At 68.7% G+C, this 25,226-nt stretch carries 26 protein-coding genes and 1 pseudogene; 23 read left to right on the top strand and 4 right to left on the bottom strand.

The features are described from left to right. Nucleotides 1-194: 194 nt before the first annotated feature. Entirely contained in the window at nucleotides 195-1,175 is a 981-nt protein-coding gene (locus ABD225_RS04640) for a ribose-phosphate diphosphokinase (RefSeq protein ID WP_344081947.1), read from the bottom strand. Nucleotides 1,176-1,420: 245 nt separating this feature from the next. Between ABD225_RS04640 and ABD225_RS04635 the strand changes: the two genes are divergently transcribed. From ABD225_RS04635 to ABD225_RS04565, 15 genes and pseudogenes are all read left to right on the top strand, one after another. Then, the gene (locus tag ABD225_RS04635) at nucleotides 1,421-1,819 is read left to right on the top strand and encodes a hypothetical protein (protein WP_344081945.1); all 399 of its coding nucleotides are present in this window, start codon (nucleotides 1,421-1,423) and stop codon (nucleotides 1,817-1,819) included. 61 nt (nucleotides 1,820-1,880) lie between these two features. Beyond that, on the top strand, nucleotides 1,881-2,537 hold the full coding sequence (locus ABD225_RS04630) for a vWA domain-containing protein (protein ID WP_344081943.1): 657 nt from the start codon (nucleotides 1,881-1,883) through the stop codon (nucleotides 2,535-2,537). Nucleotides 2,538-2,546: 9 nt separating this feature from the next. After that, nucleotides 2,547-4,076 (top strand): depupylase/deamidase Dop, encoded by a 1,530-nt coding sequence (gene dop / locus ABD225_RS04625; RefSeq protein ID WP_344081941.1) that lies wholly within the window; start codon nucleotides 2,547-2,549, stop codon nucleotides 4,074-4,076. A gap of 85 nt (nucleotides 4,077-4,161) precedes the next feature. Continuing rightward, nucleotides 4,162-4,359 carry a ubiquitin-like protein Pup gene (locus tag ABD225_RS04620; protein ID WP_344081939.1) on the top strand — a complete coding sequence of 66 codons (198 nt, stop codon included), beginning with the start codon at nucleotides 4,162-4,164 and terminating at the stop codon, nucleotides 4,357-4,359. Further along, nucleotides 4,356-5,177, top strand: a complete 822-nt coding sequence (prcB, locus tag ABD225_RS04615; protein ID WP_344081937.1) for a proteasome subunit beta — start codon at nucleotides 4,356-4,358, stop codon at nucleotides 5,175-5,177. The genes ABD225_RS04620 and prcB overlap by 4 nt, the downstream gene beginning before the upstream one ends. Beyond that, entirely contained in the window at nucleotides 5,174-6,034 is an 861-nt protein-coding gene (gene prcA / locus ABD225_RS04610) for a proteasome subunit alpha (protein ID WP_344081935.1), read from the top strand. Before prcB ends, prcA begins: the two co-directional genes overlap by 4 nt. Before the next feature lie 11 nt (nucleotides 6,035-6,045). Beyond that, entirely contained in the window at nucleotides 6,046-7,431 is a 1,386-nt protein-coding gene (gene pafA, locus ABD225_RS04605; protein ID WP_344081933.1) for a Pup--protein ligase, read from the top strand. A 143-nt stretch (nucleotides 7,432-7,574) separates the two neighbouring features. Further along, nucleotides 7,575-8,588 (top strand): FKBP-type peptidyl-prolyl cis-trans isomerase, encoded by a 1,014-nt coding sequence (locus ABD225_RS04600; protein WP_344081931.1) that lies wholly within the window; start codon nucleotides 7,575-7,577, stop codon nucleotides 8,586-8,588. Between the two features lie 27 nt (nucleotides 8,589-8,615). After that, a complete protein-coding gene (locus ABD225_RS04595; protein WP_344081929.1) occupies nucleotides 8,616-9,005 on the top strand; it encodes an FKBP-type peptidyl-prolyl cis-trans isomerase in 390 nt (129 codons plus the stop codon). Next, on the top strand, nucleotides 9,002-9,727 hold the full coding sequence (locus ABD225_RS04590) for a DUF4921 family protein (protein WP_344082027.1): 726 nt from the start codon (nucleotides 9,002-9,004) through the stop codon (nucleotides 9,725-9,727). Before ABD225_RS04595 ends, ABD225_RS04590 begins: the two co-directional genes overlap by 4 nt. 349 nt (nucleotides 9,728-10,076) lie before the next feature. Further along, entirely contained in the window at nucleotides 10,077-10,544 is a 468-nt protein-coding gene (locus tag ABD225_RS04585) for a hypothetical protein (protein WP_344081927.1), read from the top strand. A 47-nt stretch (nucleotides 10,545-10,591) separates the two neighbouring features. After that, nucleotides 10,592-11,541, top strand: a pseudogene (locus ABD225_RS04580) (ABC transporter ATP-binding protein). Continuing rightward, on the top strand, nucleotides 11,534-11,788 hold the full coding sequence (locus ABD225_RS04575; protein ID WP_344081925.1) for a hypothetical protein: 255 nt from the start codon (nucleotides 11,534-11,536) through the stop codon (nucleotides 11,786-11,788). The pseudogene ABD225_RS04580 and the gene ABD225_RS04575 overlap by 8 nt, the downstream one beginning before the upstream one ends. Nucleotides 11,789-11,815: 27 nt before the next feature. After that, the gene (locus tag ABD225_RS04570) at nucleotides 11,816-12,205 is read left to right on the top strand and encodes an FKBP-type peptidyl-prolyl cis-trans isomerase (RefSeq protein WP_344081923.1); all 390 of its coding nucleotides are present in this window, start codon (nucleotides 11,816-11,818) and stop codon (nucleotides 12,203-12,205) included. Between the two features lie 169 nt (nucleotides 12,206-12,374). Next, the gene (locus tag ABD225_RS04565) at nucleotides 12,375-13,295 is read left to right on the top strand and encodes a universal stress protein (protein WP_344081921.1); all 921 of its coding nucleotides are present in this window, start codon (nucleotides 12,375-12,377) and stop codon (nucleotides 13,293-13,295) included. 114 nt (nucleotides 13,296-13,409) lie between these two features. On the opposite strand, the gene ABD225_RS04560 is transcribed toward ABD225_RS04565, so the two are convergent. Continuing rightward, nucleotides 13,410-14,513, bottom strand: a complete 1,104-nt coding sequence (locus ABD225_RS04560; protein WP_344082025.1) for a DUF3866 family protein — start codon at nucleotides 14,511-14,513, stop codon at nucleotides 13,410-13,412. 43 nt (nucleotides 14,514-14,556) lie between these two features. Between ABD225_RS04560 and ABD225_RS04555 the strand changes: the two genes are divergently transcribed. The 7 genes from ABD225_RS04555 to ABD225_RS04525 are packed head-to-tail and all read left to right on the top strand — an operon-like array spanning nucleotide 14,557 to nucleotide 21,615. Further along, on the top strand, nucleotides 14,557-15,543 hold the full coding sequence (locus ABD225_RS04555) for a helix-turn-helix transcriptional regulator (protein WP_344081919.1): 987 nt from the start codon (nucleotides 14,557-14,559) through the stop codon (nucleotides 15,541-15,543). Next, on the top strand, nucleotides 15,540-16,511 hold the full coding sequence (locus ABD225_RS04550) for a helix-turn-helix transcriptional regulator (RefSeq protein ID WP_344081917.1): 972 nt from the start codon (nucleotides 15,540-15,542) through the stop codon (nucleotides 16,509-16,511). The genes ABD225_RS04555 and ABD225_RS04550 overlap by 4 nt, the downstream gene beginning before the upstream one ends. Before the next feature lie 3 nt (nucleotides 16,512-16,514). Then, complete coding sequence (locus tag ABD225_RS04545) at nucleotides 16,515-16,820, top strand: hypothetical protein (protein WP_344081915.1); 306 nt, start codon at nucleotides 16,515-16,517, stop codon at nucleotides 16,818-16,820. A gap of 39 nt (nucleotides 16,821-16,859) precedes the next feature. Continuing rightward, nucleotides 16,860-17,102 (top strand): Sec-independent protein translocase subunit TatA, encoded by a 243-nt coding sequence (gene tatA, locus ABD225_RS04540; protein ID WP_344081913.1) that lies wholly within the window; start codon nucleotides 16,860-16,862, stop codon nucleotides 17,100-17,102. Between the two features lie 5 nt (nucleotides 17,103-17,107). Next, complete coding sequence (gene tatC / locus ABD225_RS04535) at nucleotides 17,108-17,944, top strand: twin-arginine translocase subunit TatC (protein WP_344081911.1); 837 nt, start codon at nucleotides 17,108-17,110, stop codon at nucleotides 17,942-17,944. Between the two features lie 9 nt (nucleotides 17,945-17,953). Beyond that, complete coding sequence (locus ABD225_RS04530) at nucleotides 17,954-18,874, top strand: diacylglycerol/lipid kinase family protein (RefSeq protein WP_344081909.1); 921 nt, start codon at nucleotides 17,954-17,956, stop codon at nucleotides 18,872-18,874. Continuing rightward, nucleotides 18,871-21,615 carry a DEAD/DEAH box helicase gene (locus tag ABD225_RS04525; RefSeq protein ID WP_344081907.1) on the top strand — a complete coding sequence of 915 codons (2,745 nt, stop codon included), beginning with the start codon at nucleotides 18,871-18,873 and terminating at the stop codon, nucleotides 21,613-21,615. Before ABD225_RS04530 ends, ABD225_RS04525 begins: the two co-directional genes overlap by 4 nt. A gap of 137 nt (nucleotides 21,616-21,752) precedes the next feature. Here the strand turns inward: ABD225_RS04525 and ABD225_RS04520 are convergent, their stop codons facing one another. Both ABD225_RS04520 and ABD225_RS04515 read right to left on the bottom strand, forming a co-directional pair. Continuing rightward, nucleotides 21,753-23,612 (bottom strand): NHL repeat-containing protein, encoded by a 1,860-nt coding sequence (locus ABD225_RS04520; RefSeq protein ID WP_344081905.1) that lies wholly within the window; start codon nucleotides 23,610-23,612, stop codon nucleotides 21,753-21,755. A 179-nt stretch (nucleotides 23,613-23,791) separates the two neighbouring features. Beyond that, nucleotides 23,792-24,727, bottom strand: a complete 936-nt coding sequence (locus tag ABD225_RS04515; protein WP_344081903.1) for a 5'-3' exonuclease — start codon at nucleotides 24,725-24,727, stop codon at nucleotides 23,792-23,794. 69 nt (nucleotides 24,728-24,796) lie between these two features. Here ABD225_RS04515 and ABD225_RS04510 point away from each other — a divergent pair, with 69 nt between their 5' ends. Continuing rightward, a complete protein-coding gene (locus tag ABD225_RS04510) occupies nucleotides 24,797-25,219 on the top strand; it encodes an Lrp/AsnC family transcriptional regulator (RefSeq protein WP_344081901.1) in 423 nt (140 codons plus the stop codon). Nucleotides 25,220-25,226 lie beyond the last annotated feature (7 nt).

The following is a 25,226-nucleotide window of genomic DNA, read 5'->3' as shown; positions in this document are numbered from 1 at the left end:
CGTATGCCGCCCGCCCCCGCCGGCGTGCGCGTCAACCGACGACCCGCCACGGGTGAGGAGACGTAAGTCCTCCATTCGGGCGTAACTCGCACGTCTGGTCGTGGGTCCTACCGCCGGATGGGGGAGTCACGACGAAATGGTCGAGTCAGGACCGAATCGGGGACCCAACCCCGGGGGTATGCCGCCCGGCCGGGTCAGTTGAAGAGGGCCGACTGGGGCGGGGCGTGGGTGGGGTCGACGCCGTCGAAGAGCGAGGAAATCGACTCACCCGCGTGGATGCGGCCGATGGCTTCGGCGAAGAGGCCCGCGACTGAGCGCACTTTCAGCGCGGGCCATGCGGTGGCAGGCGGCGGGACCGTGTCGGTCGTGACGACCTGGCTGATCATCGGATGGCCGGAGAGTCGCTCGACGGCCTTGCCGGTGAAAAGGCCGTGCGTGCAGGCGACCGCAGCCTCAGTGCAACCGAAGTCCTTGAGCCGCTCGAGCAACTCGATGATCGAGCCACCGGTGGCGATCTCGTCATCGAGGACGATCGCGCGCTTGCCGGCGACATCGCCGACGATCATGTCGATGACGACCTTGTCGTCGGCCTTGCGCATCTTCGAGCCGGCGGCGACGGGCAACCCCAACAAGCGGGCGAATTGCGTCGCGGTCTTGGCGTTGCCGAGATCGGGGGAGACGACGACGGTGTCGCGCAGGTCGTCGGCGCGGAAGTGGTCGGCCAGCACGCCGATCGCCGTGAGGTGATCGACGGGCACCGAGAAGAAGCCGTGCACTTGCGGCGCATGCAAGGTCATCGTCAGCACCCGGTGCGCGCCGGCCGCGACGATCATGTCGGCGACCAGGCGTCCGCCCATCGAGATGCGCGAAGCATCCTTCTTATCCGATCGGGCATACGCGAAGTGCGGCATGACAGCCGTGATCTGCGCGGCGGACGCCCCTTTGGCCGCATCGATCATCAGCAGCAACTCCATGAGGGATTCCTGCGTCGGCGGAACCAGGGGAGCGATGAGATAGACATCCCGCTGCCGGCAGTTCGCGCCGAGCTGCACCTGCAAGCAGTCATTGCTGAAGCGAGTCGTCGAGGACGGGGAGAGCGGCACACCGAGGGAGGAGCAGATCCGCTCGGCGAGCGCGCGGTGACTCGATCCGGAGAACACCACGATTTCGCGCATGCTGACTTCGGCTCCTGGGGGGAAGATCGCCGGTCTGGGCCGCGGCCAGCCTACTGCCCGGCGCCGACCGGCACACCGCCCCCAGGCGGGTGTGTGATCAAGAACAAGCACCGCTCCAGCGCGCCCCCGCCGCCTCACCCTCTGGCTGCCACTCATCGACCCGCGCGTCCGCCCGGAGACCTTCCCCCACAAATTGCGGCACCGCATATCTTGCGTACCCGCACTTTCTGCGGCAGAATGGATCTATGACGCCCAAGGACCCGGCATACGAACGCATCCGCGAAGCACTGGACGCTGCCGAAGCCGCGTCCGCCGCCGCAGCGCTGCCGCATCTGCGGGTCGTGGCCGAGGAGGTCACCGGACTGATCGACGAAGCCCTCGCGAGTGCTGTTCTCTACGAAAGCAATTCGCTGCGCGCTGCGGGGGCAGCGGCTGGCCTGACCGAGAATGCCGTCGGGCCGCGCCTGGCCCGCACCCGCGCGCTGGCGGCATACGCCAACGAGGCCGGCCGGGTGACGGCCGAGGGGGTGCGGCGGGCGCAATATGACGCCGAAAGCCTGGATGTCGCCGCGCTGAGGTCGACGGCCAGCCCGCCTAAGACCCCCCAGCCGATGCGCTTCAAACCCCGCCGGCGCACCACCTGACCCCCATGTCGCGCCGCACCGACGCGACATCCCCCGCCCGCACCACCAGAAAGGCCCGCGCATGACGGACGCGAATCTCACCCATCTCTACTTCCTTCTCGACCGATCCGGATCGATGCAGACGATCAAGTCCGACACCGAGGGCGGCTTCGCGGCCTTCATCGAGCAGCAGCGCACCGCCGCCGGCGCCTGCCGCGTGACGCTCGCGCAGTTCGACGACAGCTATGAGGTCGTCTATGCCGACCGCGATCTCGCCCAGGTCCCCGTCCTCGACCTGCAGCCGCGGGGTATGACCGCCCTGCTGGACTCCCTGGGCCGCCTCATCACCGAGTCCGGCGCCCGTCTCGCCGCCCTGCCCGAGCCGGCGCGCCCCGGAACCGTGGTCGTCGCGATCATGACCGACGGGATGGAGAACGCCAGCCACGAGTGGACGCACCCAGCGATCAAGGCGCTCATCGAACAGCAGGAGCAGGACTACGGTTGGGAGTTCCTCTACCTCGGCGCGGACCAGGACGCCATCGAGGTCGGCGCGTCCATCGGCATCGCCCCCGCCAACTCCCTGACCTATGCCCGCAGCAATGTCAGCGACGCCATGGCCGCCGCATCGGTGATGGTCGACGATCTTCGGACCGCACGGCGCAGCAGCCCAACAGCCAAGCTGCGCGGCTACACCTCCGCCGAGCGAGAGGCCGCAGGAGGTCGCAAGCGCCGCGCATAGGGTGGGCGCATGGGTGTGCGGCGTGTCATGGGCATCGAGACCGAATACGGCATCTCGCTCCAGGGTGCGCCGCACGCCAACCCGATGGTGCTCTCGGGACAGGTGGTGACGGCATACGCCCAGGCCCACGGCATCCGCGCCGCGCGCGGCTCCTGGGACTATGCCGACGAGGCGCCGTTGCGCGATGCGCGTGGCTTCGACATGGGCCGAGGGGTCGCGCACCCCTCGCAGTTGACCGACGAGTGGGGCAGCGATGACGACCCGACGATGGCCAATGTGGTGCTCACCAATGGGGCCCGGCTGTATGTCGATCACGCCCACCCCGAATACTCCTCACCCGAGGTGGACACGCCCCGCGACGGACTGATCTGGGATCGCGCGGGGGAGTTGGTGATGCAGGAGGCCGTGCGCCGGCTCGCCGCCTCGCCGCCCGGCATCAATCTCTATAAGAACAATGCCGACGGAAAGGGCAGTTCTTATGGCACACATGAGAACTACCTCATGCGCCGCTCGACACCCTTCGCCGAAATCGTGCGGCACCTGACGCCCTTCTTCGTCGCCCGCCAGGTGATGTGCGGGTCGGGGCGGGTGGGCATCGGCGTCGACTCCAAGGTCCCTGGCTTCCAGATCGCCCAGCGCAGCGATTTCTTCGAAGTCGAGGTCGGGCTGGAGACCACGCTCAAGCGCCCGATCATCAACACCCGCGACGAGCCGCACGCCACGGCGGATCGCTATCGCCGGCTGCATGTGATCATCGGCGACGCCAATCACGCCGATGTCGCCGGACTGCTCAAGCTCGGCACCACCTCCCTCGTCCTCGAACTCATCGAGGCCGGCGCAATCCGCGAAAGCCTCACCGTCCGGCATCCGGTCGCCACCTTGCAGGCCATCTCGCACGACCCCACACTCGCCGCATTGATCGAGCTCGAGGACGGTCGCAAGCTCACCGCAGTGCAGTTGCTCTGGAGGTATGCCGAGCTGGTCGCCGGCCATGTGGAGCGCACCGGGGAGGGGAGCGAACCGCATACGGCGGAGGTGATGCAGTGGTGGACCCAGGTGCTCACCAAGCTCGAGACAGACCCGATGAGCGCAGCCCGCGAAGTCGACTGGGTCGGCAAACTCGCTGTGCTGCAGGCCTATCGGGATCGGGACGGCATGGAGTGGCATGACCCGCGGTTGAAGGCCATCGACATTCAATGGTCCGACGTTCGCCCCGACAAGGGCATTTTCAGCAAGCTGCGTGCGGCCGGTCGGTTCACCGAGCTCGTCACCGCGGATGAGGTCCAAGCAGCCGTGACCAGCCCGCCTGAGGAGACCCGGGCCTACTTCCGCGGCCGCATGCTCGACCAATTCGGCGACGCCGTCGTCGCGGCATCGTGGGACTCGCTGATCGTCGAGGTGCCGGGCCAGCGCGCCCTGCATCGCATCCCGATGATGGAGCCACAGCGTGGCACCCGCGCCCACGTCGGCCCCCTGCTGGATGCCAGCAGCGATATCGCCGATCTCGTCGACCGGCTGCGCGCCGACGAACCGACCTGAGCCGCACCGAAAGAGCGCGAGGACTCCCCGGCTTCGTCAGGGCCGTGACATAGGCTCGACGCAGACGACGAAAGGGAGCACGACGATGGCAGGTCAGGAGCAGATCCGGCCCACTCGCCGCGGTGGCGATGACGAGGGCCCGGACAGTGACGGCGGGCAGGTCAGCGCGACCAAAGCCAACCTCGACCAGGATGTCGACGGCCTCCTCGACGAGATCGACGGCGTGCTGGAGTCCAATGCCGAAGAGTTCGTCAAGAGCTTTGTCCAGAAGGGCGGCCAGTGAGCGCTGGCGCGCCCGGGCGGCTGCCCGACGCCTTCCGAGCCGGGGGCTCTTCGTCCTTCACCGACTTCCTTGGCTCTCACGCACCGGACCTGCTCCCGGCGCGCCGCACGGTGCCGAGTAGGCCGGTCGAGGCTCCGCACGGCACCACGATCGTCACGTTGACCTATGCGGGCGGCCTGCTGATGGCCGGCGACCGCCGCGCGACAATGGACAATATCATCGCCAACCGCGATATGGAGAAGGTCTTCGCCGCCGACGAATTCTCGGTTGTCGGGATCGCCGGGACGGCCGGCCTGGCGATCGAACTCGTCAAGCTCTTCCAGGTCGAGCTCGAGCATTACGAAAAGATCGAGGGCACGCTGATGTCCTTGGAGGGCAAGGCAAATCGCCTCGCCACGATGATCCGCGGCAACCTCGGAATGGCGATGCAGGGCCTTGCCGTCGTGCCGATCTTCGGCGGCTTCGATCTGGACACCGCGCTCGGCCGGATCTTCTCGTATGACGTCACGGGCGGCTGCTATGAGGAGCACGACCACCACAGCGTCGGCTCCGGCTCGCTCTTCGCTCGCGGATCGATGAAGAAGCGCTGGCGGCCGGGCATGTCGGCCGACGACGCCGTCGCTGTTGCCATCGAGGCGCTCTATGACGCGGCGGACGACGACTCGGCAACCGGCGGCCCAGACACCACCCGCCGCATCTATCCGACCGTCGCGCTGGTCGACGCCGAGGGCGCGCGATTCGTCGACGAGCCCGGCGTCCAGGCGGCGGTCGATGCGGTCATCGCCGCACGCACCGGCAACCCGGGAGGGGCCCGATGACCCAGCCGCAGTTCTATGTCTCACCCGAGCAGGTGATGAAAGACCGCGCCGATTTTGCCCGCAAGGGCATCGCCCGCGGCCGCTCTGTCGTCGTCCTCGGCTATGACAAGGGCATCGCCTTCGTCGCCGAAAACCGTTCTCGCGCACTGCACAAGGTTTCGGAGATCTATGACCGGATCGGCTTCGCCGCGGTCGGCAAGTACAACGAATTCGAGAACTTGCGCGTCGCCGGCATTCGCTATGCCGATCTGCGCGGCTACTCCTACGACCGCTCCGATGTCACCGCCCGCGGCCTGGCCAATGCCTACGCCCAGACGCTCGGCACCGTCTTCATCCAGGAGTCCAAGCCCTTCGAAGTCGAAATCGTCGTCGCCGAGGTCGGTCAGGACTCCGACGGCGACCAGATCTACCGGCTGATGTATGACGGCTCAGTCGCCGACGAGGTCGGCTTCGTCGCCATGGGCGGCGCGGCCGACACCATCGAGGCCGGCCTGAAAGAGCGGTGGGAGCCGGGTATGCCGCTCGGCTCGGCCCTGCAACTCGCCGTCACCTTGCTCGGTCAGGACCCGGCCGGCGGGGAAGCGCGCGAGCTGGACCAAGGGTCCTTGGAAGTCGCCGTCCTCGACCGCACCCGCCCCCGCCGGACCTTCCGGCGGATCACCGGCCCGCTGCTCGACCAACTGTTGAACCCGGCCGAGGCCACCCAGGACGCGCCGCCGGACGAGGAGCACCCCGGCCACCGCGACACCCTGTCCGGGCAGCCCCATCCAGACACCGCGGGGGCGAGCCCACGGCATACCTCCACCAATCCGCAAACCCAGCGGCCGGGCGCCGATCCGGTCCCCGACGGCGACTGAGTCGGCCAACCATGGACCGGCGGATCTTCGGCATCGAGACCGAATTCGGCATCACCTGCGTCGAGAAGGGGCAGCGCACGCTGACCCCCGACGAAGTGGCGCGCTATCTGTTCCGCAAGGTCGTCTCTTGGGGCCGGTCGTCAAATGTCTTCCTGGGCAATGGATCTCGGCTCTATCTCGATGTCGGGTCGCATCCGGAATATGCCACGGCCGAGTGCGACAACCTGATCGATCTCATCGCCCATGACAAGGCGGGGGAGCGGATCCTCGGGGATCTGGTCGCCGATGCGACCGAACGCCTCGCCGAAGACGGGATCGCCGGCGAGATCTATGTCTTCAAGAACAACACCGACTCCGCTGGCAGTTCGTATGGCTGCCATGAGAACTACCTCATCGGCCGCGGCGGTGAGTTCCAGGACTTCTCCGATGTGCTGATCCCGTTTCTCGTCAGCCGGCAGTTGATCGCCGGGGCGGGCAAGATCATCCCGACCTCCACCGGCGCGGCCTATTCCCTCAGCCAGCGGGCAGAACACATCTGGGAGGGCGTGTCGTCGGCCACCACCCGGTCGCGACCGATCATCAACACGCGCGATGAGCCGCACGCCGATGCCGAGCACTTCCGTCGCCTGCATGTCATCGTCGGTGACTCCTCGATGAGCGAAACCACCGCCCTGCTCAAGGTCGGCAGCTGCGATCTGGTGCTGCGGATGATCGAAGAGGGTGTGACCCTGCGCGATTTCACCCTCGACAATGCGATTCGCGCGATCCGCGACATCTCCTTCGACCTGACCGGCCGCAAGACGGTCAAGCTCGCCAATGGCAAGACCCTGAGCGGCCTCGACATGCAGAGCGAGTTCCTCACCAAGGCAACGGAATTCGCCGCATCCAAGGGCATGGACGATCCCACCACGACCCGCGTCCTCGATCTGTGGCGGCGCACCTTGGCGGCGATCGAGTCCGGCGACCACAGCGGCATCGACACCGAGATCGACTGGGCCATCAAACGCAAGCTGATCACCAGCTATGCCAGCAAGCACGACCTGCCGTTGCACCACCCCCGGCTGGCGCAGCTCGATCTGGCCTATCACGACATTGATCCGCGCCGCGGGCTCTTCGGCGTGCTGCAGCGGCGGGGTCTGGCAGCTCGCGTGGTGACCGATGAGCAGGTGGAAGCCGCCAAGGAGACGCCGCCGCAGACGACGCGCGCGAAACTGCGCGGTGACTTCATCCGGGTCGCCAAGGAGCAGCGTCGCGACTACACCGTCGACTGGGTTCATCTGAAACTCAATGATCAGGCGCAACGCACGGTCCTGTGCAAAGACCCCTTCATCAGCGAGGACCCGCGGGTCACCCGGCTGATCGAAGGGATGACGGCGAGCGGCATACCGCAACCCTGAACGCGGCCTGTGGATCGCCCGTCAAGACGTCGGGAGGCAGGTTCGCGGGAACTTTCGCCACGGGTTAGCGGGTTATGGTTGATCGGTTGCCGCCCGTCGCGGGCGGTCCGCATACCTCCCCGATGAACGAAAGCTGCTCACCTGTGTCGTCTGCTGCCCGTCGCCCTGTCCGCACATTAAGCGCCCTCGCGGCAGCCAGCGCACTCACGCTGGCGATGACCGCCTGCGGCTCCGACAAGGGGTCCACCTCCTCGTCCAGCTCTTCGACGTCTTCCTCCGCAGGCGGGACCTCCGCGGTGACCGACGGCAAGATTGCCGACGTCAAGGCCACTGGCGGCGACGACAAGACGGCGCCGAAGCTCGAGTTGAAGACGCCCTTCGGTGTTGCGGCGTACGCCTCCACCGTCTTGAAGAAGGGCTCGGGCACGCCCACGGATGACAAGAGCATCGCGGTCGTGAAGTACACCCTGGTCAATGGCACCGACGGCAAGGTGATCGACGAGACCTACTCCGCCAAGGAAACCGGCTTCGATGTCGGCGATGCGACGCTGATTTCCGGGCTGCGCAAGGCCCTGACCGGCGTGACCAAGGGCTCACGCGTTGTTGCGGCGCTTCCCCCCGCCGAGGCATTCGGCGATCAGGGCAACGCGCAGATCGGCGTCAAGGGCACCGATACCGTCGTCTTCCTCTTCGATGTCGTGAATGTCGCGACCAAGTTACCGGAGGCGGAGGGCACAGCGGTCACCCCGACTGCCAAGAACCTGCCCGAGGTCACCTTCGAGTCGGGCAAGCAAGCATCGTTCACGATGCCCAAGGCGGACCCGCCGAAGGATCTGGTCATCCAGCCGCTCATCAAGGGCAAGGGCGCGAAGGTCGAGCAGGGTGACACGGCAGTCGTGACGTACACCGGCGCGCTATGGCGCAATGGTCAGATCTTCGACTCCAGCTTCAAGCAGGGTCCGACCGCCTCCTTCAGCTTCCCCGTCGGCGCCGGCCGCGTCGTCGCCGGTTGGGACAAGGGCATCGAGGGCCAGACCGTCGGCTCCCGACTGCTCCTGATCGTCCCGCCGAAGGACGGCTATGGCGACAAGGGCCAGGGCGAAATCAAGGGCACCGACACCATGGTCTTCGTCGTCGACATCCTCGCGAAGTACTAATCCTCGAACCCGACAGGAGTAATCCTCATGCCATTCGACCCCAACACCGAGCGCCCGGAGATCGACTTCCCCGAAGGCGCCCCGCCCGCCGACCTCGTCGTCGAGGACATCTGGGAAGGCGACGGTCAGGAAGCGCAGGCCGGCGACACCATCCGCACGCACTACCTCGGCGTCGCGCACTCCACGGGCGAGGAGTTCGACGCGTCGTGGAACCGCGGTGCGCCCCTGGACTTCCGCATCGGCGTCGGCCAGGTCATCCCGGGCTGGGACCGCGGCATCGTGGGCATGAAGGTCGGCGGCCGGCGCAAGCTGACCATCCCGGCTCACCTGGCCTATGGCGACCGGGGAGCCGGCGTCGTGATCAAGCCGGGCGAGACGCTGATCTTCGTCGTCGACCTGGTCGACGTCGCGCGCTGAACCCGAGCCGGCCCGCACCGGTAGGCGAAGCGTTCATCAGCTACACCGTCGAGTCGGTGAAGGGGCTCTACGACCTCAACCGCTACGCCCGCTACGTGACGGTCTTTCAGAACTGGCTGAAACCGGCGGGGGCGTCTTTCGACCACCTGCACAAGCAGCTGGTGGCGATCGACGAGCGCGGCGTCCAGCACGAGGCGACCCTGGCCAAGCTGCGCTCGAACGCGAACCTGTTCAACGAGGTCGCCACGAACTACGCCTCCCACAAGAACCTCGTCATCGCCGAGAACGAGCACGCGATGGCGTTCGCCGGGTTCGGGCACCGCTTCCCGACCGTCGAGATCTACAGCAAGTCCGAGCAGCCGGACCCGTGGGAGCAGACGCCCGAGGAGGTCCGGGGCATGAGCGACATGATCCAGGCGATGCACGCCGCGACGGGCACCGAGGTGCCCTGCAACGAGGAGTGGCACTACCGGCCCATCGACGTCGACCTGGCGATGCCGTGGCGCGTGATGCTGAAGTGGCGGGTCTCGACGCTGGCCGGCTTCGAGGGGGCGACGAAGATCTACCTCAACACCATCGAGCCCGTGATGCTGCGCGACCGGGTGGTCGACCGCTTGTTCGCGCTCCGCAACGACCGCAAGGTGGCCGACTCGCTGAAGATCGCTTTCGAGGCGCCCTGCCGCCCGAACGCGCTGCGCTGCGCGCGTCCCCTGCGCGGCTAGGCCCCGAAGGCCACGGCGCTGGGGTCTAAGCGGCTGGGGGAGCTGGTGCCGACCCTGGCCCGGCGCCGTCGTCCACGGCACGCGCTGGCTGCTCGACCAGCTCTCGTAGCCTCCGGCGGGCCAGTCGTCGGGGCCGGCGCGCTACTCATGCATCCGCCGTCGCCGGCGCCGGGCCAGTCGTCGGGCTGACTGGGGCTGTTGTGTCCGGGTGAGGCGCCTGAGGCGACCGGAAGCCCCGCAGTCCTGCAATCGGTCCCGTCGTCACCCGATCAGGTGTATCACCGGCACGGCTGCGAGCTCTTCTTGGGTGTGCAGGGCAGCCGGCCCTGCGGACCGAGAGGGGCTCTCCATGCCTGCGAACACGTCACTGCTCACCTTTTGGGCCCAGCGCTACCCGATCATCTGGGACATCATCAACCAGGGCGGCCTCGAAGAGCGCGGCATCATCATCCAGGGCGGCCGCAGTGAACGCGTCGCCGGCACCTCACCCATCCCATGGGTCGACCCGGGCTTCAAGCTCGGAGCCGCGACGGGCGTCGAGCTGATCCGCACCGCGCGCCTGGCCGACGCGCTCGGAACGGCGTTCCGCCCGAACCCCGACGAGATCTGTCCGCCGCGGTGGCCCTGGCCCTTCCCGCTGCCCTTCCCGCCGCGCATCGACGAGAAGTTCTTCGAGGACGACGAGCGACGCGTCGGGTACGCCCTCGGACTCGCGACGGCTCTCGAGGCATCCTTGCCGTTCTGGGCCGAGAGCGGCGGTGCTGACGCGCTGCACGCCGTATATGACGTCGCCCTCGAGCAGGCCCGGGTGAAGTAACGCCGATCCGCCGGGCGGACGCCGTCACATGCGCATCCGCCCGCCGGATCGTCGCCGGCGGCTGTAGTGTTCACGCCGTGCCCGTGATCCAAGCCCAGAACCTCACCAAGAAGTTCGGGCGACTTCACCGCCGTCGACGGAATCTCGTTCGAGGTCGCCCCCGGTGAGTCCTTCGGCCTGCTCGGGCCCAACGGTGCGGGCAAGTCGACCACCATGCGGATGATCGGCGGCACTTCGTTGCGCACGTCCGGCTCGCTGACCGTGCTGGGCCTCGACCCCGAGGAGCGGGGCCCCGAGGTGCGGGCCTCCCTCGGCGTGGTGCCGCAGCAGGACTCACTGGACGAGGAGCTGCGCGCCCGCGACAACCTCATCGTCTACGGCCGCTACTTTGGCCTGCCCCGGGCGTACCTGGAGACCAAGGCCGACGAGCTGCTCGAGTTCGCCCAGCTGACAGAAAGGCCAAAGCGAAGGTCAACGCGCTGTCCGGTGGCATGAAGCGCCGCCTAACGATCGCGCGCGGCTTGGTCAACGAGCCACGCATCCTGCTGCTGGACGAGCCGACCACGGGCCTGGACCCGCAGGCCCGGCACATCCTGTGGGATCGGCTGTTCCGCCTCAAGGAGCAGGGCGTCACCCTGGTCATCACCACGCACTTCATGGACGAGGCGGAGCAGCTGTGCGACCGGCTGGTCGTCATCGACCACGGCAAGATCGTCGCCGAGGGCTCGCCCCAGGCGCTGATCCGCGAGTACTCGACCCGCGAGGTCGTCGAGGTGCGGTTCGGGTCGGCCCGCAACGCCGCGATGGAGGCGGAGCTGCGCGGCATGGCCGAGCGCATCGAGGTGCTGCCCGACCGCATCCTGCTTACGCCCGCGACGGCGAGGGCCTGCTCGAGCAGATCTCCCGGCGCGGGCTCAACCCGCTCACCTCGCTCGTGCGGCGTTCATCGCTGGAGGACGTGTTCCTCCGGCTGACCGGGAGGTCCCTCATTGACTGACGTCCGGCATGAGCAACCCGTCGTCACGTTCACGGGGCTCGACCACGCCGCCCTCGCCGCGCGCACCCGCCGGTGGGGGTGGCTGCACTACGCCCGCTACCGGCAGGCGTCCGAGGGGCCGTTCCTGGTCACGGCGCTGATGCTGGCGATCGGCAACCCGATCCTCTACCTCGCGGCCACGGGCCTGGGCCTGGGCTCGATCGTCCAGGCCGACGTCTCCGGCGTCGACATCCTCGCGAAGTACTAATCCTCGAACCCGACAGGAGTAATCCTCATGCCTTTTGACCCCAACACCGAGCGTCCGGAGATCGACTTCCCCGAGGGCGCCCCGCCCGCCGACCTGGTGGTCGAGGACATCTGGGAAGGCGACGGTCAGGAAGCGCAGGCCGGCGACACCATCCGCACGCACTACCTCGGCGTCGCGCACTCCACGGGCGAGGAGTTCGACGCGTCGTGGAACCGCGGTGCGCCCCTGGACTTCCGCATCGGCGTCGGCCAGGTCATCCCGGGCTGGGACCGCGGCATCGTGGGCATGAAGGTCGGTGGTCGCCGCAAGCTGACGATCCCGGCGCACCTCGCGTATGGCGATCGCGGCGCCCCGCCCGTCATCAAGCCCGGCGAGACGCTGATCTTCGTCGTCGACCTGGTCGATATCGCCCGCTGAGGCCGCAGCGGCCCCGCCCGCGCGGCCGCCCCCTCCCATCGAGATCGGAAACACGCCGATGACGCGCCTCGTGCGTGGGCGTGTTTCCCGATCTCGTTCGTATGACGGTGCTCCCGTCGCCTCGCGACCCCCCACGAGCCTGAGCAGGGCCGATGGCTAGGCTGGAGCTATGGCAACGACGCCCGCAGACCAGCCCAACGGACCAAGCCATGGCGCGCCGGATGGTGCCGTGGTCGTCGGCATCGACGGCCGAGAACAGGACCGGGCAACGCTCACCTGGGCGGCTCGTGAGGCGCTCAGCCGAAATGCGCCCGTCCACATCATCAGCGCCATCGACATGGACCTGCCCTTGCTCAGCAGTGGTGAGGCCGTCCCGCTGGCGATGGTAGAGGAGCAATTGCAGGTCGACCTCGGGCGCCGGCTGCAGGAGGCCGCCGAGCAGGTGAGGGCGAGCGCACCGGGGACCGCGGTGTCCGCATACTCCGCCTCGGGGAAGGCCTCCAGCGTGCTCCTCGCCGCGGGCGAGACCGCCGCCCTGATCGTGCTCGGCTCCGCGAGCGCCGGACGACTGCAGCGGATTTTCCTCGGCTCGACCTCGACCGCGGTGGTCGGCCTGGCCGCGTGCCCGGTGGTCGTCGTCGGCGCGGCCCCGCCGGAGACCGGCGATGTCGTTGCCGCCTTCGACGGCAGCGCCCCCGCCCTCGCGGCGCTGGAGTATGCCGCGGCCACCGCGGCGCGGCTGGGTGTCGGCCTGCGAGTGGTCAGCGTGTGGTTCCTGGAGGTGGTCGACGGTATCGTCGCGGCGGACCCGGAATCACCACAGTTCGCGAGCGTGCAGCAGCGTTATGGCGCGAAAGTGGAGGCGGCCATCGGGCCCCTGCGTGCCCGCTATCCGGACCTGGTGATCGCTCCGGTGGTGCGCCAAGGTCGCGCGGTCGATGTCTTGACCGAGGAGTCGCGCACCGCGCAATTGCTCGTCTGCGGTCGCCGCGGTCGCGGGCTGGCGGCAACGCTGCTCGGCTCGGTCAGCCGCAAACTCCTGCAGTCCGCCGAGGTTCCGGTGGCCGTGGTGCGCGGACCCCAGGACTGACTGCGCTCGCGGTGAGATCGTCAGGTTCAGCCCAGCTCGTCAGCTTGATCTGACGACCTCCCGCCGAAACTGACGCTCTGGCACCGAGTTCGGCACATTGTGCGACCAGCTCCGTCAACGGCTGGCGAGCCTCGCGACAGCGCGGCCGGCGGCGGCGTGGCTCACGAAATAGGCCTCATCGCGGTCCACGCCACGTCCCATACTCGACAGGCCGACCGGGGATTCGCTCAGCGCCTCAAGCAGCCCGTCGGTCTCCTCAGCGATCAGGTCAAGCCGCCCGCTCGCGTCCTGCACGATCGCCTGCGCCTGGGTCTCGACCAGCTCGCCGAATTCCCCGCCGAGCCGGGGCAGCACCAGGCTCGCCGCCCCGAGCACGATCCGGCCGTATGCCGTGCGGCTGTGATGCGAGATGCCATAGTGCCGCTCGCGCGCGTCGGCATCGCTGATCCGCAAGGCACCGATCGGCCGGCCGCCCAGCACGTGAGCGGCGTTGAGTGCTTCTCCGGCCGCGACGCCGGTGAATCCGAAAGCCGTTCCGGTGCCGACATTCCCGGGTCCTTGCGTGACGACGGCGACGTCCGCGCCCAGCACATGTCGCGCCGCAAGGAGGCCTGAATGCAGCGTCACCGCCTCGTGGTCACCGCCATACGCCTGCCCGACGGTGATCGTGGCCGTCAGCCAGCCCACCTCGCGCAGCCGCGCGATCGTCATCGAGAAGGCGGCCGGCAGGGCGCCGCCGTCAGTCATCAGATAGGCCACTCGCAGATCCGGATGTAGCGCGCGGATGCCGACCAGGATCGGCGCGAGAGCCGAGTGCAGATCGGCGGCGAGGACCGGTATACCCCCCAGGTCGCCATCGGCGGCCGGGCCGCTCAGGAAGGCTTCGTGGTGCGGGCTCTCCTGCTCATCGATGGCGAGGACGAGCTGCTGCTGCGGGGTGTAGCGCGCTTTGACGATATGCCCGGGAGCGGCCGGCGGATCGGCCGGCAGCCGGTCGGGGGCGGCGACCACGAAGGCCAGCCCACCCGTCCCGAGCCCGCGCTCTAGCGCCGAGGTGCTCAGCAGCACCCGGTCTCCCGGAGCAAGCTCGCCGACCAGGTCGACATACCCCAGCGCTCGCACGACCTCCGCCTGCGGGGAGCTGAGGGTCACGGCATACTGCACCGCCCGACCCCAGGCTCGCTCGCGCCCGGTGATGGTGCCGACTCGCCAGTGCATCACGGCGCAACCATAGAGGGCCTCGGGTAGGTTCGGACCCGACATGTCCGCGCCCAACAGCCCGGCCGCGAAGACCGAGCGGCTGATGAATCTCGTGATGACGCTGCTTTATACGCGGCGTCCGCTGTCCCGCGCCCGGCTGCGGGAGAGCGTCGAGCAGTACCGCTCGGCGCCGAGCGATGAGGCCTTCGAGAGGATGTTCGAGCGCGATAAGGATGAATTGCGCGAACTCGGCATCCCGCTGGTCACCGAGGAGATCACCGCGGGCTGGGAGGACGAGCCCGGCTACCGGATCCATCAGCGCGACTACGCCCTCCCGCAGATCCGCTTCGATTCCGACGAGCTGGCCGTCCTCGGCCTCGCGGCGCGGACGTGGAGCCATGCCACCCTCGCCGGCCCGGCCGGGACCGCCCTGCGCAAATTGCGCGCCTCCGGTGTGGAGCCCGATCACGAGGCGTTCGCCTTCGTCGAGGCTCGGCTGGGCACCCGCGAGCCGGCCTTCGGTCCCCTCCTGGAGGCCTTGCTCGCCGAGACTCCCGTGCGCTTCTCGTATGCCCGTCCGGGCGGGGAGAGCTCGCAACGCACTGTCCAGCCGTGGGGCCTGACCTCGCAGTCCGGCCATTGGTATCTCACCGGCCTGGACACTGGCCGCGACGCCCCTCGTGTCTTCCGGCTCTCGCGGATCACCGGCAAGGTCGCGACGGCCGGCCGGCCCGGCAGCTATTCGGTGCCCCCGGAGCACGATCCGGTGGCCATGATCCGGCGCCGTCGGGAGGGGCGCGAGCTCGGCCTGGCCCGGTTGCGTGTGCGCGAGGGCGCGGGGAATGCCTTGCGGCACAGGGCGGTTGTGGCCGCCGGCAAGGACGGGTGGGATGTCGTCCAGCTGCCCTTCGGCGATGTGCAGGACCTGGCGCACGAGATCGCGTCCTATGGTGGCGGCGTCCTCGTCGAGGAGCCGCAGGAGTTGCGGGCGGCGGTGCTCGCGATCTTGCGAGCCGCCGCGGACGCGCATGGCGGGAGCGGGCGATGATCAACCCGAATGAGGGCGCCGCCAGCCGCGTGTCCCGGCTGCTGTCGATCGTGCCGTGGCTGGTCAATCGCCAGGGCATCGACATCGCCGAGGCGGCTCACGAGCTCGAGGTCAGCGAGGCGCAGTTGCGCGAGGACCTGCAATTGCTCTTCATGTGCGGCTACGGCCCGATGACCGACGAACTGATCGACGTCTCGACCGAGGGGGGACGGATCCTCATCTCCAATGCCGAGACCATCGCCGACCCGCTGCGCCTGACCCGCGCCGAGGCGCTCGCGCTGACCGTCGGCCTGCGCGCGCTGCGCAGTGCCGAAGGCGTGACGAAGTCCGATGTCATCGAGCGCACCCTAGCCAAGCTCGGCGAGGCGTCCGATGCCGCCGCCGGCGGGGGAGCGGGCCGCGTCGAGGCGGTCCTGGACGACGAGTCCGCCGAGCCGGTGCGCGCGCGGGTCACCGATGCCCTGCGCCGCCACCGCCGCATCCACCTGCGCTATCTGGTGCCCGCCCGCGACGAGAGCACCGAGCGCGATGTCGACCCCATGCGGGTGATCAATGTCGACGGCCGCTGGTATCTCGAAGGCTGGTGTCACCGCGCCGAGGACACCCGCCTGTTCCGGCTGGACCGGGTCGAGGAGGTCGAGATCCTCGACGCCGACGGTCACCCGCCGGCGCAGGCGCAGGCGCGCGATCTCAGCGCCGGCGTCTTCACCCCGTCCCAGGACGCCCCACTGGTCGCCCTGGCCCTGGGCCGCGGCTGGGAGTGGGTCGGGGAGTACTACCCGATCGAGTCGAGCCACGCCGACGGCGCCGACACCATCGTCGAGCTGCGGGCCGGCGACACCGACTGGGTTCGCCGGCTGGCGCTGCGCGCCGGCGGCGGAGTCCGCATCCTCGACCCGCAGTCACTCGCGGACGTGGTGGCGGCGGACGCGGCGGGTGCGCTCGCGGCATACGGGCAGCAGGGCTGAGGTATGCCGTGGTGGGCCTGGCTGGCCGTCTTCTCGACCATCGTGGTGGGTGGAGGCTGGTGGTCGTGGCAGCGCGTGCGCGTCACCTGGCGCTCGGTGCGGGCGCTCAACGCCCAACTCGCGCAGACCTCCGAGATCGTCGGCGCCTTCGAGGCGGCCGCCTCCCGCATCGATCCCGAGCCGGGCGACGCCGCGGTCTTCACACACCCCTACGACGCACACAGGGAACACACAAGGATCCGTGCGAACCTGGACATCGAACGCCGCAAGAGGCGCGAAGCGAACCGCCCGCCCTGGGCGTGGCGCTAAACTGGCAGTTGACTCATCACTCGACGTGAAAGGCGCGTCATGCCTCTCGGTGCTCCGGAACTGGTCATCATCGCTGTGGTGATCATCCTGCTCTTCGGCTGGAAGCGGTTGCCCGATGCTGCCCGCTCCCTCGGCCGCTCGGCTCGCGTCTTCAAGGCCGAGGTCAACGAGATGAAGGTCGAGGATCAGGCGCGCAAGCGTGATGGTTCCACCGACGGCACCTCGGCCATCCGTGAGGACAACAGCCCGCGGACCGACAACCAGTCCGGCCCGACCGCCTGATCGTGGTGCCCGGCCTGCCGGGACGCGCCAAAAGGGAGGCCCGCAAGGCCAACCCCGAGGGGCGCATGTCCCTCGTCGATCACCTCCTTGAGTTCCGGCAACGACTCGTCAAGTCCGCCCTCGCGCTCGCCGTCTGTTCGGTCATCGGCTGGTTTCTGTACGACTTCGTCTACGGCCACCTGACCGCGCCGCTAGAGAAGGTGGCCTCCGAGCGCGGCGTCGACGCCGACAAGGTCGCCCTGAACTTTGCGGGCCTGACGGCGGCCTTCAGCAATCGGATCAATCTGTCGATCTGGGTGGGTCTGATCTTGGCCAGCCCGATTATCCTGTACCAAGCCTGGGCCTACCTCGTTCCCGCCCTGACCCAGAAGGAGAAGAAGGTCTCGATGGCCTTCGTCGGGGCGACGGTCCCGCTCTTCCTCATCGGCTGCGCCTTCGGTTTTTGGGTCCTGCCCCGGGCGGTGGAGATACTGCTCGAGTTCACCCCGATCAACGCCTATAACCTGCCCGAGGCAGCGCTCTACTTCCGCTTCGTCACGCGGCTCATTCTCGTCTTCGGCGTGACCTGGATGATGCCTGTGGCCCTCGTCGGGATGATCTTCGCCGGCCTGATTCCAGGCAATTCGCTCCTCAAGCAATGGCGCCCCGCCGTCGTCGTCATCTTCATCATCTCCGCCGTCGTCACCCCCACGCCGGACCCCGTGACGATGTTCTTCATGGCGGCCCCATTGGTGGTTCTCTACTTCATCGCCGCCGGGATCGGTGTCTGGATCGGCCGGCGCCGCGCCAAGGCCGAGCCCGACTGGGCGAAACTCCCCGACGATCAGGCCTCCGCCCTATAGCCTGACGAGGTGACCGAGGCCCCCGCGTTCGCCCGTGTCGGCCTCGTCGTCAATCCGTCCGCCTCCGCCGGCAGCGCCGGCCGGGCCGCCGCCACCTTGGGGTCGGCGCTGGCCCGCCACGGCCTGACGGTCACCGACCTCTCGTCCCGCAGCGCCGGTGGCGCCTTGGCGCACGCCCAGCACGCAGTCCGCGACGGCGAGATCGACCTACTCGTCGTCGCCGGTGGCGACGGGATGGCCCACCTCGGCGTGAACGCCTGCGCCGGCACCGACATCCCGCTCGGCATCGTCGCCCTGGGCACCGGCAATGACATCGCGACCGGGCTGGGCCTGCCGATCCACGATGCCGCGGCGTCGGTCGCGATGATCGCGGGCGGGCATACCCGTGCCGTCGATGCGGGGCGAGTCGACGGTGGCGGCCACCGGCCGTGGTTCGGCGGCACCCTCTATGCCGGCTTCGACGCGGTCGTCAACGCGCGGGCCAACCGCTGGTCCTGGCCCAAGGGACAGGCGCGCTACAACCTCGCGGTGGTCCGCGAGTTGCCGGTCTTCAGCCCCATCCCGTACGCCGTGACCGTCGATGGGACGCGCCACGACACCGAGGCGATGCTCGTCATCGTCGCCAATGCCGCCTCCTATGGCGGCGGGATGCAGGTCACGCCGGAAGCGTTGATGGACGACGGCCTCTTCGACGTCCTCATCCTCGAACGGGTGGGGCGGGCCGAGTTCCTGCGGGTCTTCCCCAAGGTCTTCGCGGGCACCCATGTCGACCATCCCGCCGTGCGGATCCTGCGTGGCGCGCGGGTGCGGCTGGACGCCGAGGGCATCACGTCCTATGCCGACGGCGAGCCCTTCCATCCAGTGCCATTGCGTGCCGAGGTGGTTCCGGGGGCGCTGCGTGTGATCGTGCCGGCGCCAGAGGTCCGATGAGTCATCTCGACGACTTTGCCGCGAGCCTGGACTTCCCGCTCGACGACTTCCAAGTGCGCGCCTGCGCCGCCGTCGAGGCCGGGCAGGGGGTGCTGGTCGCGGCCCCGACCGGCGCCGGCAAGACCGTGGTCGGGGAGTTTGCTGTCTCCCTTGCGCTGACGCGCGGCCAAAAGGCGTTCTACACCACGCCGATCAAGGCACTCTCCAATCAGAAGTATGCGGATCTCGTGGCGCGCCATGGCAGTTCGCAGGTCGGCCTGCTGACCGGTGATAGTTCGATCAATGGCGACGCCCCCGTGGTCGTCATGACGACCGAGGTGCTGCGCAACATGATGTATGCCGGGTCCTCCACCCTCGACGGGCTCGGCTTCGTCGTCATGGACGAGGTGCACTATCTCGCCGACCGCTTCCGCGGCGCGGTCTGGGAGGAGGTCATCATCCATCTCCCGCCGGCCGTGCAGTTGATCTCGCTGTCGGCGACCGTCAGCAATGCCGAAGAGTTCGGCGACTGGCTCGAGCAGGTGCGCGGCAACCAGGACGTCATCGTCTCGGAGCACCGGCCGGTGCCGTTGTGGCAGCACATGCAGGTCGGTCCACGAACCTTCGACCTCTTCGCGGACTCAACCGCCGGGCCCCGGGTCGACGGCGGCATACCCCGCCTCAACCCGCACCTGACCGACGCGATCCGGCAGGCGAACGAGCGGGGCCACGCCGAGGCGGCCGCCCGGCGTGGCGCCCGCGGCCGTGGGGGAGATCCCGACCGGCGGCGCCGGCCAGGACCCGTCGCGGGGGGCACGGCCGGCGGCTATGCCACGCGCACCGAGATCATCCGCGAACTAGATCGCGAAGGCCTGCTGCCGGCGATCACCTTCATTTTCAGCCGAGTCGGATGCGAGGCCGCCGTCGGCCAACTGCTCGGCAGCGGCATCCGCCTGATCACCGACGAGCAAGGAGAACGTAACCGGCGCATCGTCGAGGAACGCTCGACCGGGCTGGCAGAGGAAGACCTCGGCGTGCTCGGCTACTGGGACTTTGTCGAAGGCATCTCCCGCGGCTTCGCCGCCCACCACGCCGGGATGCTGCCGACCTTCCGGGAGATCGTCGAAGAGCTCTTCACCGCCGGGACGATCCGGGCCGTCTTCGCGACGGAGACGCTGGCGCTGGGCATCAATATGCCGGCGCGCACCGTCGTCCTAGAAAAGCTCGTGAAGTTCAATGGCGAGTCGCATGTCGACCTCTCGCCCGCCGAATACACCCAGCTGACCGGCCGCGCGGGGCGGCGCGGCATCGACATCGAGGGGCACGCCCTTGTCGTGTGGCGGCGCGGGATGGACCCGGTGCATGTCGCGGGACTGGCCTCCGCGCGAACCTTCCCGCTGCGCTCGAGCTTCCGCCCGTCATACAACATGGCAGTGAATCTGGTTGCGCAAGTGGGACGTTCGCGGGCAATCGAGGTACTGCAGACCTCCTTCGCGCAATTCCAGGCGGACCGATCGGTCGTCGGGATGGTGCACGACACCACGGACCGGCTCACCGCGATGGAAGGCTATGCCGAGGCGATGCACTGTCATCTCGGAGACTTCCGGGAGTATGCCGCGCTGCGCCACCAGATCACGCAGGCCGAGAAGGAGGGAGCCAAGGCCCGCTCGGCGGCCCGGAAGGCCGAGGCGGCGCTCTCGCTGGAGGCGCTGCGCGTCGGCGACATCATCCGCATACCTGCTGGGCGGCGTGCGGGGCTGGCCGTCGTGATCGACCCATCGCGCACCCACCGCGGCGACACCTCACTGCCGACCGTCCTGACCGAGGACAAGCAGGTGAAGCTGCTGACGCTCAGCGATGTGCCGGTTCCGGTGTCGGCGTTGGGGTCAATGCCCGTTCCGCGGCACTTCAACCACAAGTCCCCCAAGGCCCGGCGCGATCTCGCGACGACCCTGCGGGTCAAGGCGCCCGCCCGCCCTCGCGCGATCGAAGGGCGCGATGCTGTCGCGGAGGAGGCGAGCGGCGGGGACGCTCGATTGGCCGAGTTGCGGCGCCGTCTCAAGGCGCACCCGTGCCATGCCTGCCCCGATCGCGAGGAGCATGCCCGGTGGTCGGAGCGCTGGTGGCGGCTGCGACGCGAGACCGATGGCCTGACCCGCAAGGTGGAGTCGCGCACCAATACGGTCGCGAAGACCTTCGAGCGGATCTGCCGGCTGTTGGGGGAGATCGGCTATCTCAGCGCCGACGGCCAGTCGCTGACGCCCGACGGCGAACGGCTGCGCCGGATCTATTCCGACCGTGACCTGCTGGCCGCTGAATGTCTGCGCCAGGGCGTGTGGAAGCGCCTGGACAAGGCCGAACTCGCCGCCTGCGTCTCGATGCTCGTCCACGAGCCGCGCTTCGGCGACGCCGACCCGCACCCGCGCCTGCCCACCGATGGCGTGGCCGAGGCGGCCGACCAGATGTTGCGGATCTGGTCGGAACTGGAGGACCGCGAGCACGATGCCGGGCTGCCCGAGACGCCGATGCCCGACGCCGGCCTGGCCTGGTCGATGCACCGCTGGGCCGCCGGGCAGCGGCTGGACGTGGTGCTCAAGGAAATGGACCTCGCCGCCGGCGACTTCGTGCGCCGCTGCAAGCAGGTCGTCGACCTGCTCGGCCAGATCGCCGACGCCGCCCCCGAGCCGCACCTGCGCTCTCTCGCCCGCGGTGCCATGGACGCCGTCCTGCGCGGCGTCGTCGCCGCCGACCGCCTCGACTAGCGGCGCCTCGGCCCGGTCGTGCAACCTCTGCTGGGTCGTGCAACCTCTGCTAGCACTAGTTAGTCAACTGTGCACAGGTTGCAACCTGTGCACAGTTGACTAACGCGTGCTAGCAGAGGTTAGGGAACCCCGCCCGATCAGCTGACGGTCAGCTTGATGACGCGGTTGCCCCAGGTGTCGGACATATATGCCGTATTCGCGCCCGCGAAGATCACCTGGAAGGGCCCGAGGAAGTCGCTGGTGCCGGCCGAGGCGCCGGTGACCTGCTGCCGGAAGACGCCGGTATTGCTCATCTGCACCAGGCGCTTGTTCGTCGTGTCGGCGACCCAGATGGTCCCGTCCGGAGCGGCCGTGACGCCCCAGGGAGTGTTGAAGGCCTTGGTCGTCGCCCCGGAGGGCTTGAGGATCGGGGTCCGCCAGGCACCGCCCTTGTATGCCTGGATCCGGCTGTTCTTGGTGTCCGCCACCCAGATCGTGCCGTCCGCGGCGACCGAGATGCCGGTCGGCATGTCGAACTGCCCGACGCCGGTTCCCTTGCTGCCCAAGGCTTTGAGGAAGGTCGCCTTCTTGCCGGCCACGTCGACCTTGAACTGCTCGATGCGGCTGTTACCCGAATCGGCGACCCACAAGGTGCCATCGGGAGCGAAGGTCATCCCCTGCGGGAAGGTGAAATCGCCGAGATTGGCGCTGCGCTTGCCCCAGACGAAGAGCTCCTTGGAACCGTCATTGGAGAAGACCTTGATCTCGTGGCTCTCCCGGCTGGCGACGAAGACATAGCCGGTGCCGGGCTGCACGGCGACCGCCCACTGGAAGTTCAGCGACCCGGCTTCGCCGCGGATGCCGCGCTTGCCCCAGGTGGTGATGGCGCCCGCGGGCAGGGTCCGGCGGATGATGCGCTGGTTCCACCAGTCGCTGACGAAGATCCGGCCGCCGGTGTCCAGGGCGATGCCACGCGGGCTGTTCGCGCCGGTCTTGGGCGCCGGCACGCCGAAGAGCCGGCGGGTCAGGCTCGCACCCGTCCCGGAGACCGTGAACTCCTTGAGGGAGTAGTCCCATTCGTCGGCGACGAGCAATTTGCCGTCCGGGGTGACCTCGATGCCGCGGGCGTCGACGAAGGTCGTCGAGGTGGGGGAGCCGATGGCATAGAGCGCCGTGCCCCGGTTCGCGCCGGTTGCGGAGAAGGCCTGGATGCGGCGGTTGCCGTCATCGGTGACGAAGATGATCTTGCCGTCGCGCGTCACGGTGACGCCGCGCGGATCGCCCTTGAACTGGCCCAGCGCGCTGCCCTCGGTCCCGAAACTGAAGAGCTTGGTCCCCGCCTTGTTGAAGGCGACGATCTGACGGGCGCGGGCGTTGACGACATACACATCGCCGGTGACCTTGTTGACCTCGATCTGCCGCGGCTGGTTGAAGCCGCCGGCGAAACCACGGATGAACTCGCCGGTCTTGGAGAAGACCTGCACCCGGTCGGAGTCGATCGTGTAGACGACCTCGGTCGTCGCGCCGGACTTGTCCAGGCCGGGGCCGACCGCCACGCCATACACATTGGTGAACATCCCGGGCGCGGTGCCCTTGGTTCCCCACTTCGCCAGGACGGTCTGCAGCGTTGGGTCGTACTTCACGACCCGGTGGTTCGGCGTGTCGGCGACATAGACGGCCCCCGCGCTGTCCACGGCGAGCGCCCGGGCGGCCGCGAGTTCCCCATCACCGGCGCCCTTGCCGGCTCCGGGCGTGGTCTTGTCGATCGCACCGGTGGCGCGGTTGACCCGCTCGATGCGATAGCGACCGGGGTCGACGACGTAGTAGTACTGGCTGGTCGTCGTGACATCGACGGGATACATCGAGGCGAAGGCGCCGGGCAGGACGGTCCCGGCGTATGCCGCCCCCGCCTTCTGGGCCGGGCCCGCCCCGGCGCTCGACCCGGCGACCGCGACCGAGGCGGCGAGCGCGAGAGCGGTGGTGGCGGACAGCATGGTGCGACGCGTACGAATGGTCATGACGGATTCCCCAGGGGCCGAGCGGCGGAAGATGCGTCCTCGATGGTGCCAGACCAGCGCCCGGATCGCCGCATCCGTGGCAGCGACGAGATCGGGAAATATGCCGAACGACCCGGCGCAGCGTCGGCGTGTTCTCCGGTCTCGACCGCGAGCGGCCGGGCCAGGCAGCGGTTCAGCCCTCACTCACCACCGAGCCCGAGGGCGTCGATGACGCGATTGATCGGCGAGGTCAGGCCGTACTCCGAGGCGAGGAAGGACATCCGGGCCAGATCAGCGATCTCGGTGGGCAGCGCGCCGTCCTCCTCCGGGACGGGCGCGTCGTGCGCGACCCGGACCACGAGCGGCCCGACGTCGAGATAGGCGGAGCCGGCCTCCAAATTGCGCCGCTGCGCCCCCTTGATGGCCGGGTCGCCGGAGTCGATCGCCTCCCGCAGGGCGGCGAGCGAGCCATAGGTCGTGATGAGCTTCGCGGCCGTCTTCTCGCCGATCCCGGCGACCCCCGGCAGGCCGTCACTGGTGTCGCCGCGCAGGACGGCCATATCGGCATACTGCTCACCCGAGGAGACGCCATACTTCTCGGCGAGGAAGGCCTGGTCCACCAGATCGGGATTGCGCACCCCGCCGCGGGCCGTATAGAGCACCCGCACCTGGGCCGCATCGTCGACGAGCTGGAAGAGGTCGCGATCCCCGGTCACGACATCGATCGGCATCGACCCCTTGTGCCGCGCGAAGAGGGTGCCGATCGCGTCATCGGCCTCGAAGCCGTCGGCTCCCAGGCGCGTGATGCCCAGCGCCGCGAGGGCGTCCTCGATGATCGGCACCTGCGGGGCCAGCGCGTCCGGCACCTCTTCCTCGACGACCGCGCCCTCGGCGACCCGGTGCGTCTTGTAGCTCGGGATCGCCTCGACCCGGAAGGCGGGGCGCCAGTCATTGTCCCAGCACGCGATCAAGTGCGTCGGCTGGTGCTCGCGCACGAGGGTGGCGATGAAGTCGAGGAAGCCGCGCACGGCATTGGTCGGCGTCGTGGACGGATCGTCGCGGTCGTCCGGAACGCCGAAGAAGGCCCGGAAGTACAAGCTCGCGGAGTCGAGCAACATCAGGCGAGGCGGCGTCATACGGCCCATCATGCCCAAAGTCCGGCATTCCGATTGCGCTGACGGCCCCGGACGACAAAGCTTGCCTGCGTGGAGGATGTCGACCGCAAACTTGTCGAGTTGCTGCGCCAGGACGGCCGGATGAGTTTCACCGACCTGGGCAAGGCCGTGGGTCTGTCGACCTCTGCGGTCCACCAGCGGGTGCGCCGGCTGGAGGAGCGGGAGGTGCTGCTGGGGTATGCCGCGCGCGTCGCCCACGACCAGCTCGGCGCGCCGCTGACCGCCTTCGTCGCGATCACGCCCTTCGACGCCTCGGCGCCGGACGACATCCCCGACCGGCTGCGCGGACTGCCCGAGATCGAAGCCTGTCATTCGGTCGCCGGCGAAGCGAACTACCTGCTCAAGGTCCGCGTCGGCACCCCGGGGGAGTTGGAGGAACTGATCAGCCGGATCCGCAGCGCCGCCAGCGTCTCCACCCGCACCACCATCGTGTTGTCGACGCCCTGGGAGTGAGCGCGGT

Source organism: Nostocoides veronense (assembly GCF_039531185.1).
Classification (GTDB): Bacteria; Actinomycetota; Actinomycetes; order Actinomycetales; family Dermatophilaceae; genus Nostocoides_A; species Nostocoides_A veronense.
This window is presented reverse-complemented; position numbering and strand designations above follow the sequence as displayed.

Coding starts and splice junctions, on each gene's coding strand:
- ABD225_RS04640 (WP_344081947.1), bottom strand. CDS start 1,175: ATGCGCGAAATCGTGGTGTTCTCCGGATCGAGTCACCGCGCGCTCGCC.
- ABD225_RS04635 (WP_344081945.1), top strand. CDS start 1,421: ATGACGCCCAAGGACCCGGCATACGAACGCATCCGCGAAGCACTGGAC.
- ABD225_RS04630 (WP_344081943.1), top strand. CDS start 1,881: ATGACGGACGCGAATCTCACCCATCTCTACTTCCTTCTCGACCGATCC.
- dop (WP_344081941.1), top strand. CDS start 2,547: ATGGGTGTGCGGCGTGTCATGGGCATCGAGACCGAATACGGCATCTCG.
- ABD225_RS04620 (WP_344081939.1), top strand. CDS start 4,162: ATGGCAGGTCAGGAGCAGATCCGGCCCACTCGCCGCGGTGGCGATGAC.
- prcA (WP_344081935.1), top strand. CDS start 5,174: ATGACCCAGCCGCAGTTCTATGTCTCACCCGAGCAGGTGATGAAAGAC.
- pafA (WP_344081933.1), top strand. CDS start 6,046: ATGGACCGGCGGATCTTCGGCATCGAGACCGAATTCGGCATCACCTGC.
- ABD225_RS04595 (WP_344081929.1), top strand. CDS start 8,616: ATGCCATTCGACCCCAACACCGAGCGCCCGGAGATCGACTTCCCCGAA.
- ABD225_RS04585 (WP_344081927.1), top strand. CDS start 10,077: ATGCCTGCGAACACGTCACTGCTCACCTTTTGGGCCCAGCGCTACCCG.
- ABD225_RS04570 (WP_344081923.1), top strand. CDS start 11,816: ATGCCTTTTGACCCCAACACCGAGCGTCCGGAGATCGACTTCCCCGAG.
- ABD225_RS04565 (WP_344081921.1), top strand. CDS start 12,375: ATGGCAACGACGCCCGCAGACCAGCCCAACGGACCAAGCCATGGCGCG.
- ABD225_RS04560 (WP_344082025.1), bottom strand. CDS start 14,513: ATGCACTGGCGAGTCGGCACCATCACCGGGCGCGAGCGAGCCTGGGGT.
- ABD225_RS04555 (WP_344081919.1), top strand. CDS start 14,557: ATGTCCGCGCCCAACAGCCCGGCCGCGAAGACCGAGCGGCTGATGAAT.
- ABD225_RS04550 (WP_344081917.1), top strand. CDS start 15,540: ATGATCAACCCGAATGAGGGCGCCGCCAGCCGCGTGTCCCGGCTGCTG.
- ABD225_RS04545 (WP_344081915.1), top strand. CDS start 16,515: ATGCCGTGGTGGGCCTGGCTGGCCGTCTTCTCGACCATCGTGGTGGGT.
- tatA (WP_344081913.1), top strand. CDS start 16,860: ATGCCTCTCGGTGCTCCGGAACTGGTCATCATCGCTGTGGTGATCATC.
- ABD225_RS04525 (WP_344081907.1), top strand. CDS start 18,871: ATGAGTCATCTCGACGACTTTGCCGCGAGCCTGGACTTCCCGCTCGAC.
- ABD225_RS04520 (WP_344081905.1), bottom strand. CDS start 23,612: ATGACCATTCGTACGCGTCGCACCATGCTGTCCGCCACCACCGCTCTC.
- ABD225_RS04515 (WP_344081903.1), bottom strand. CDS start 24,727: ATGACGCCGCCTCGCCTGATGTTGCTCGACTCCGCGAGCTTGTACTTC.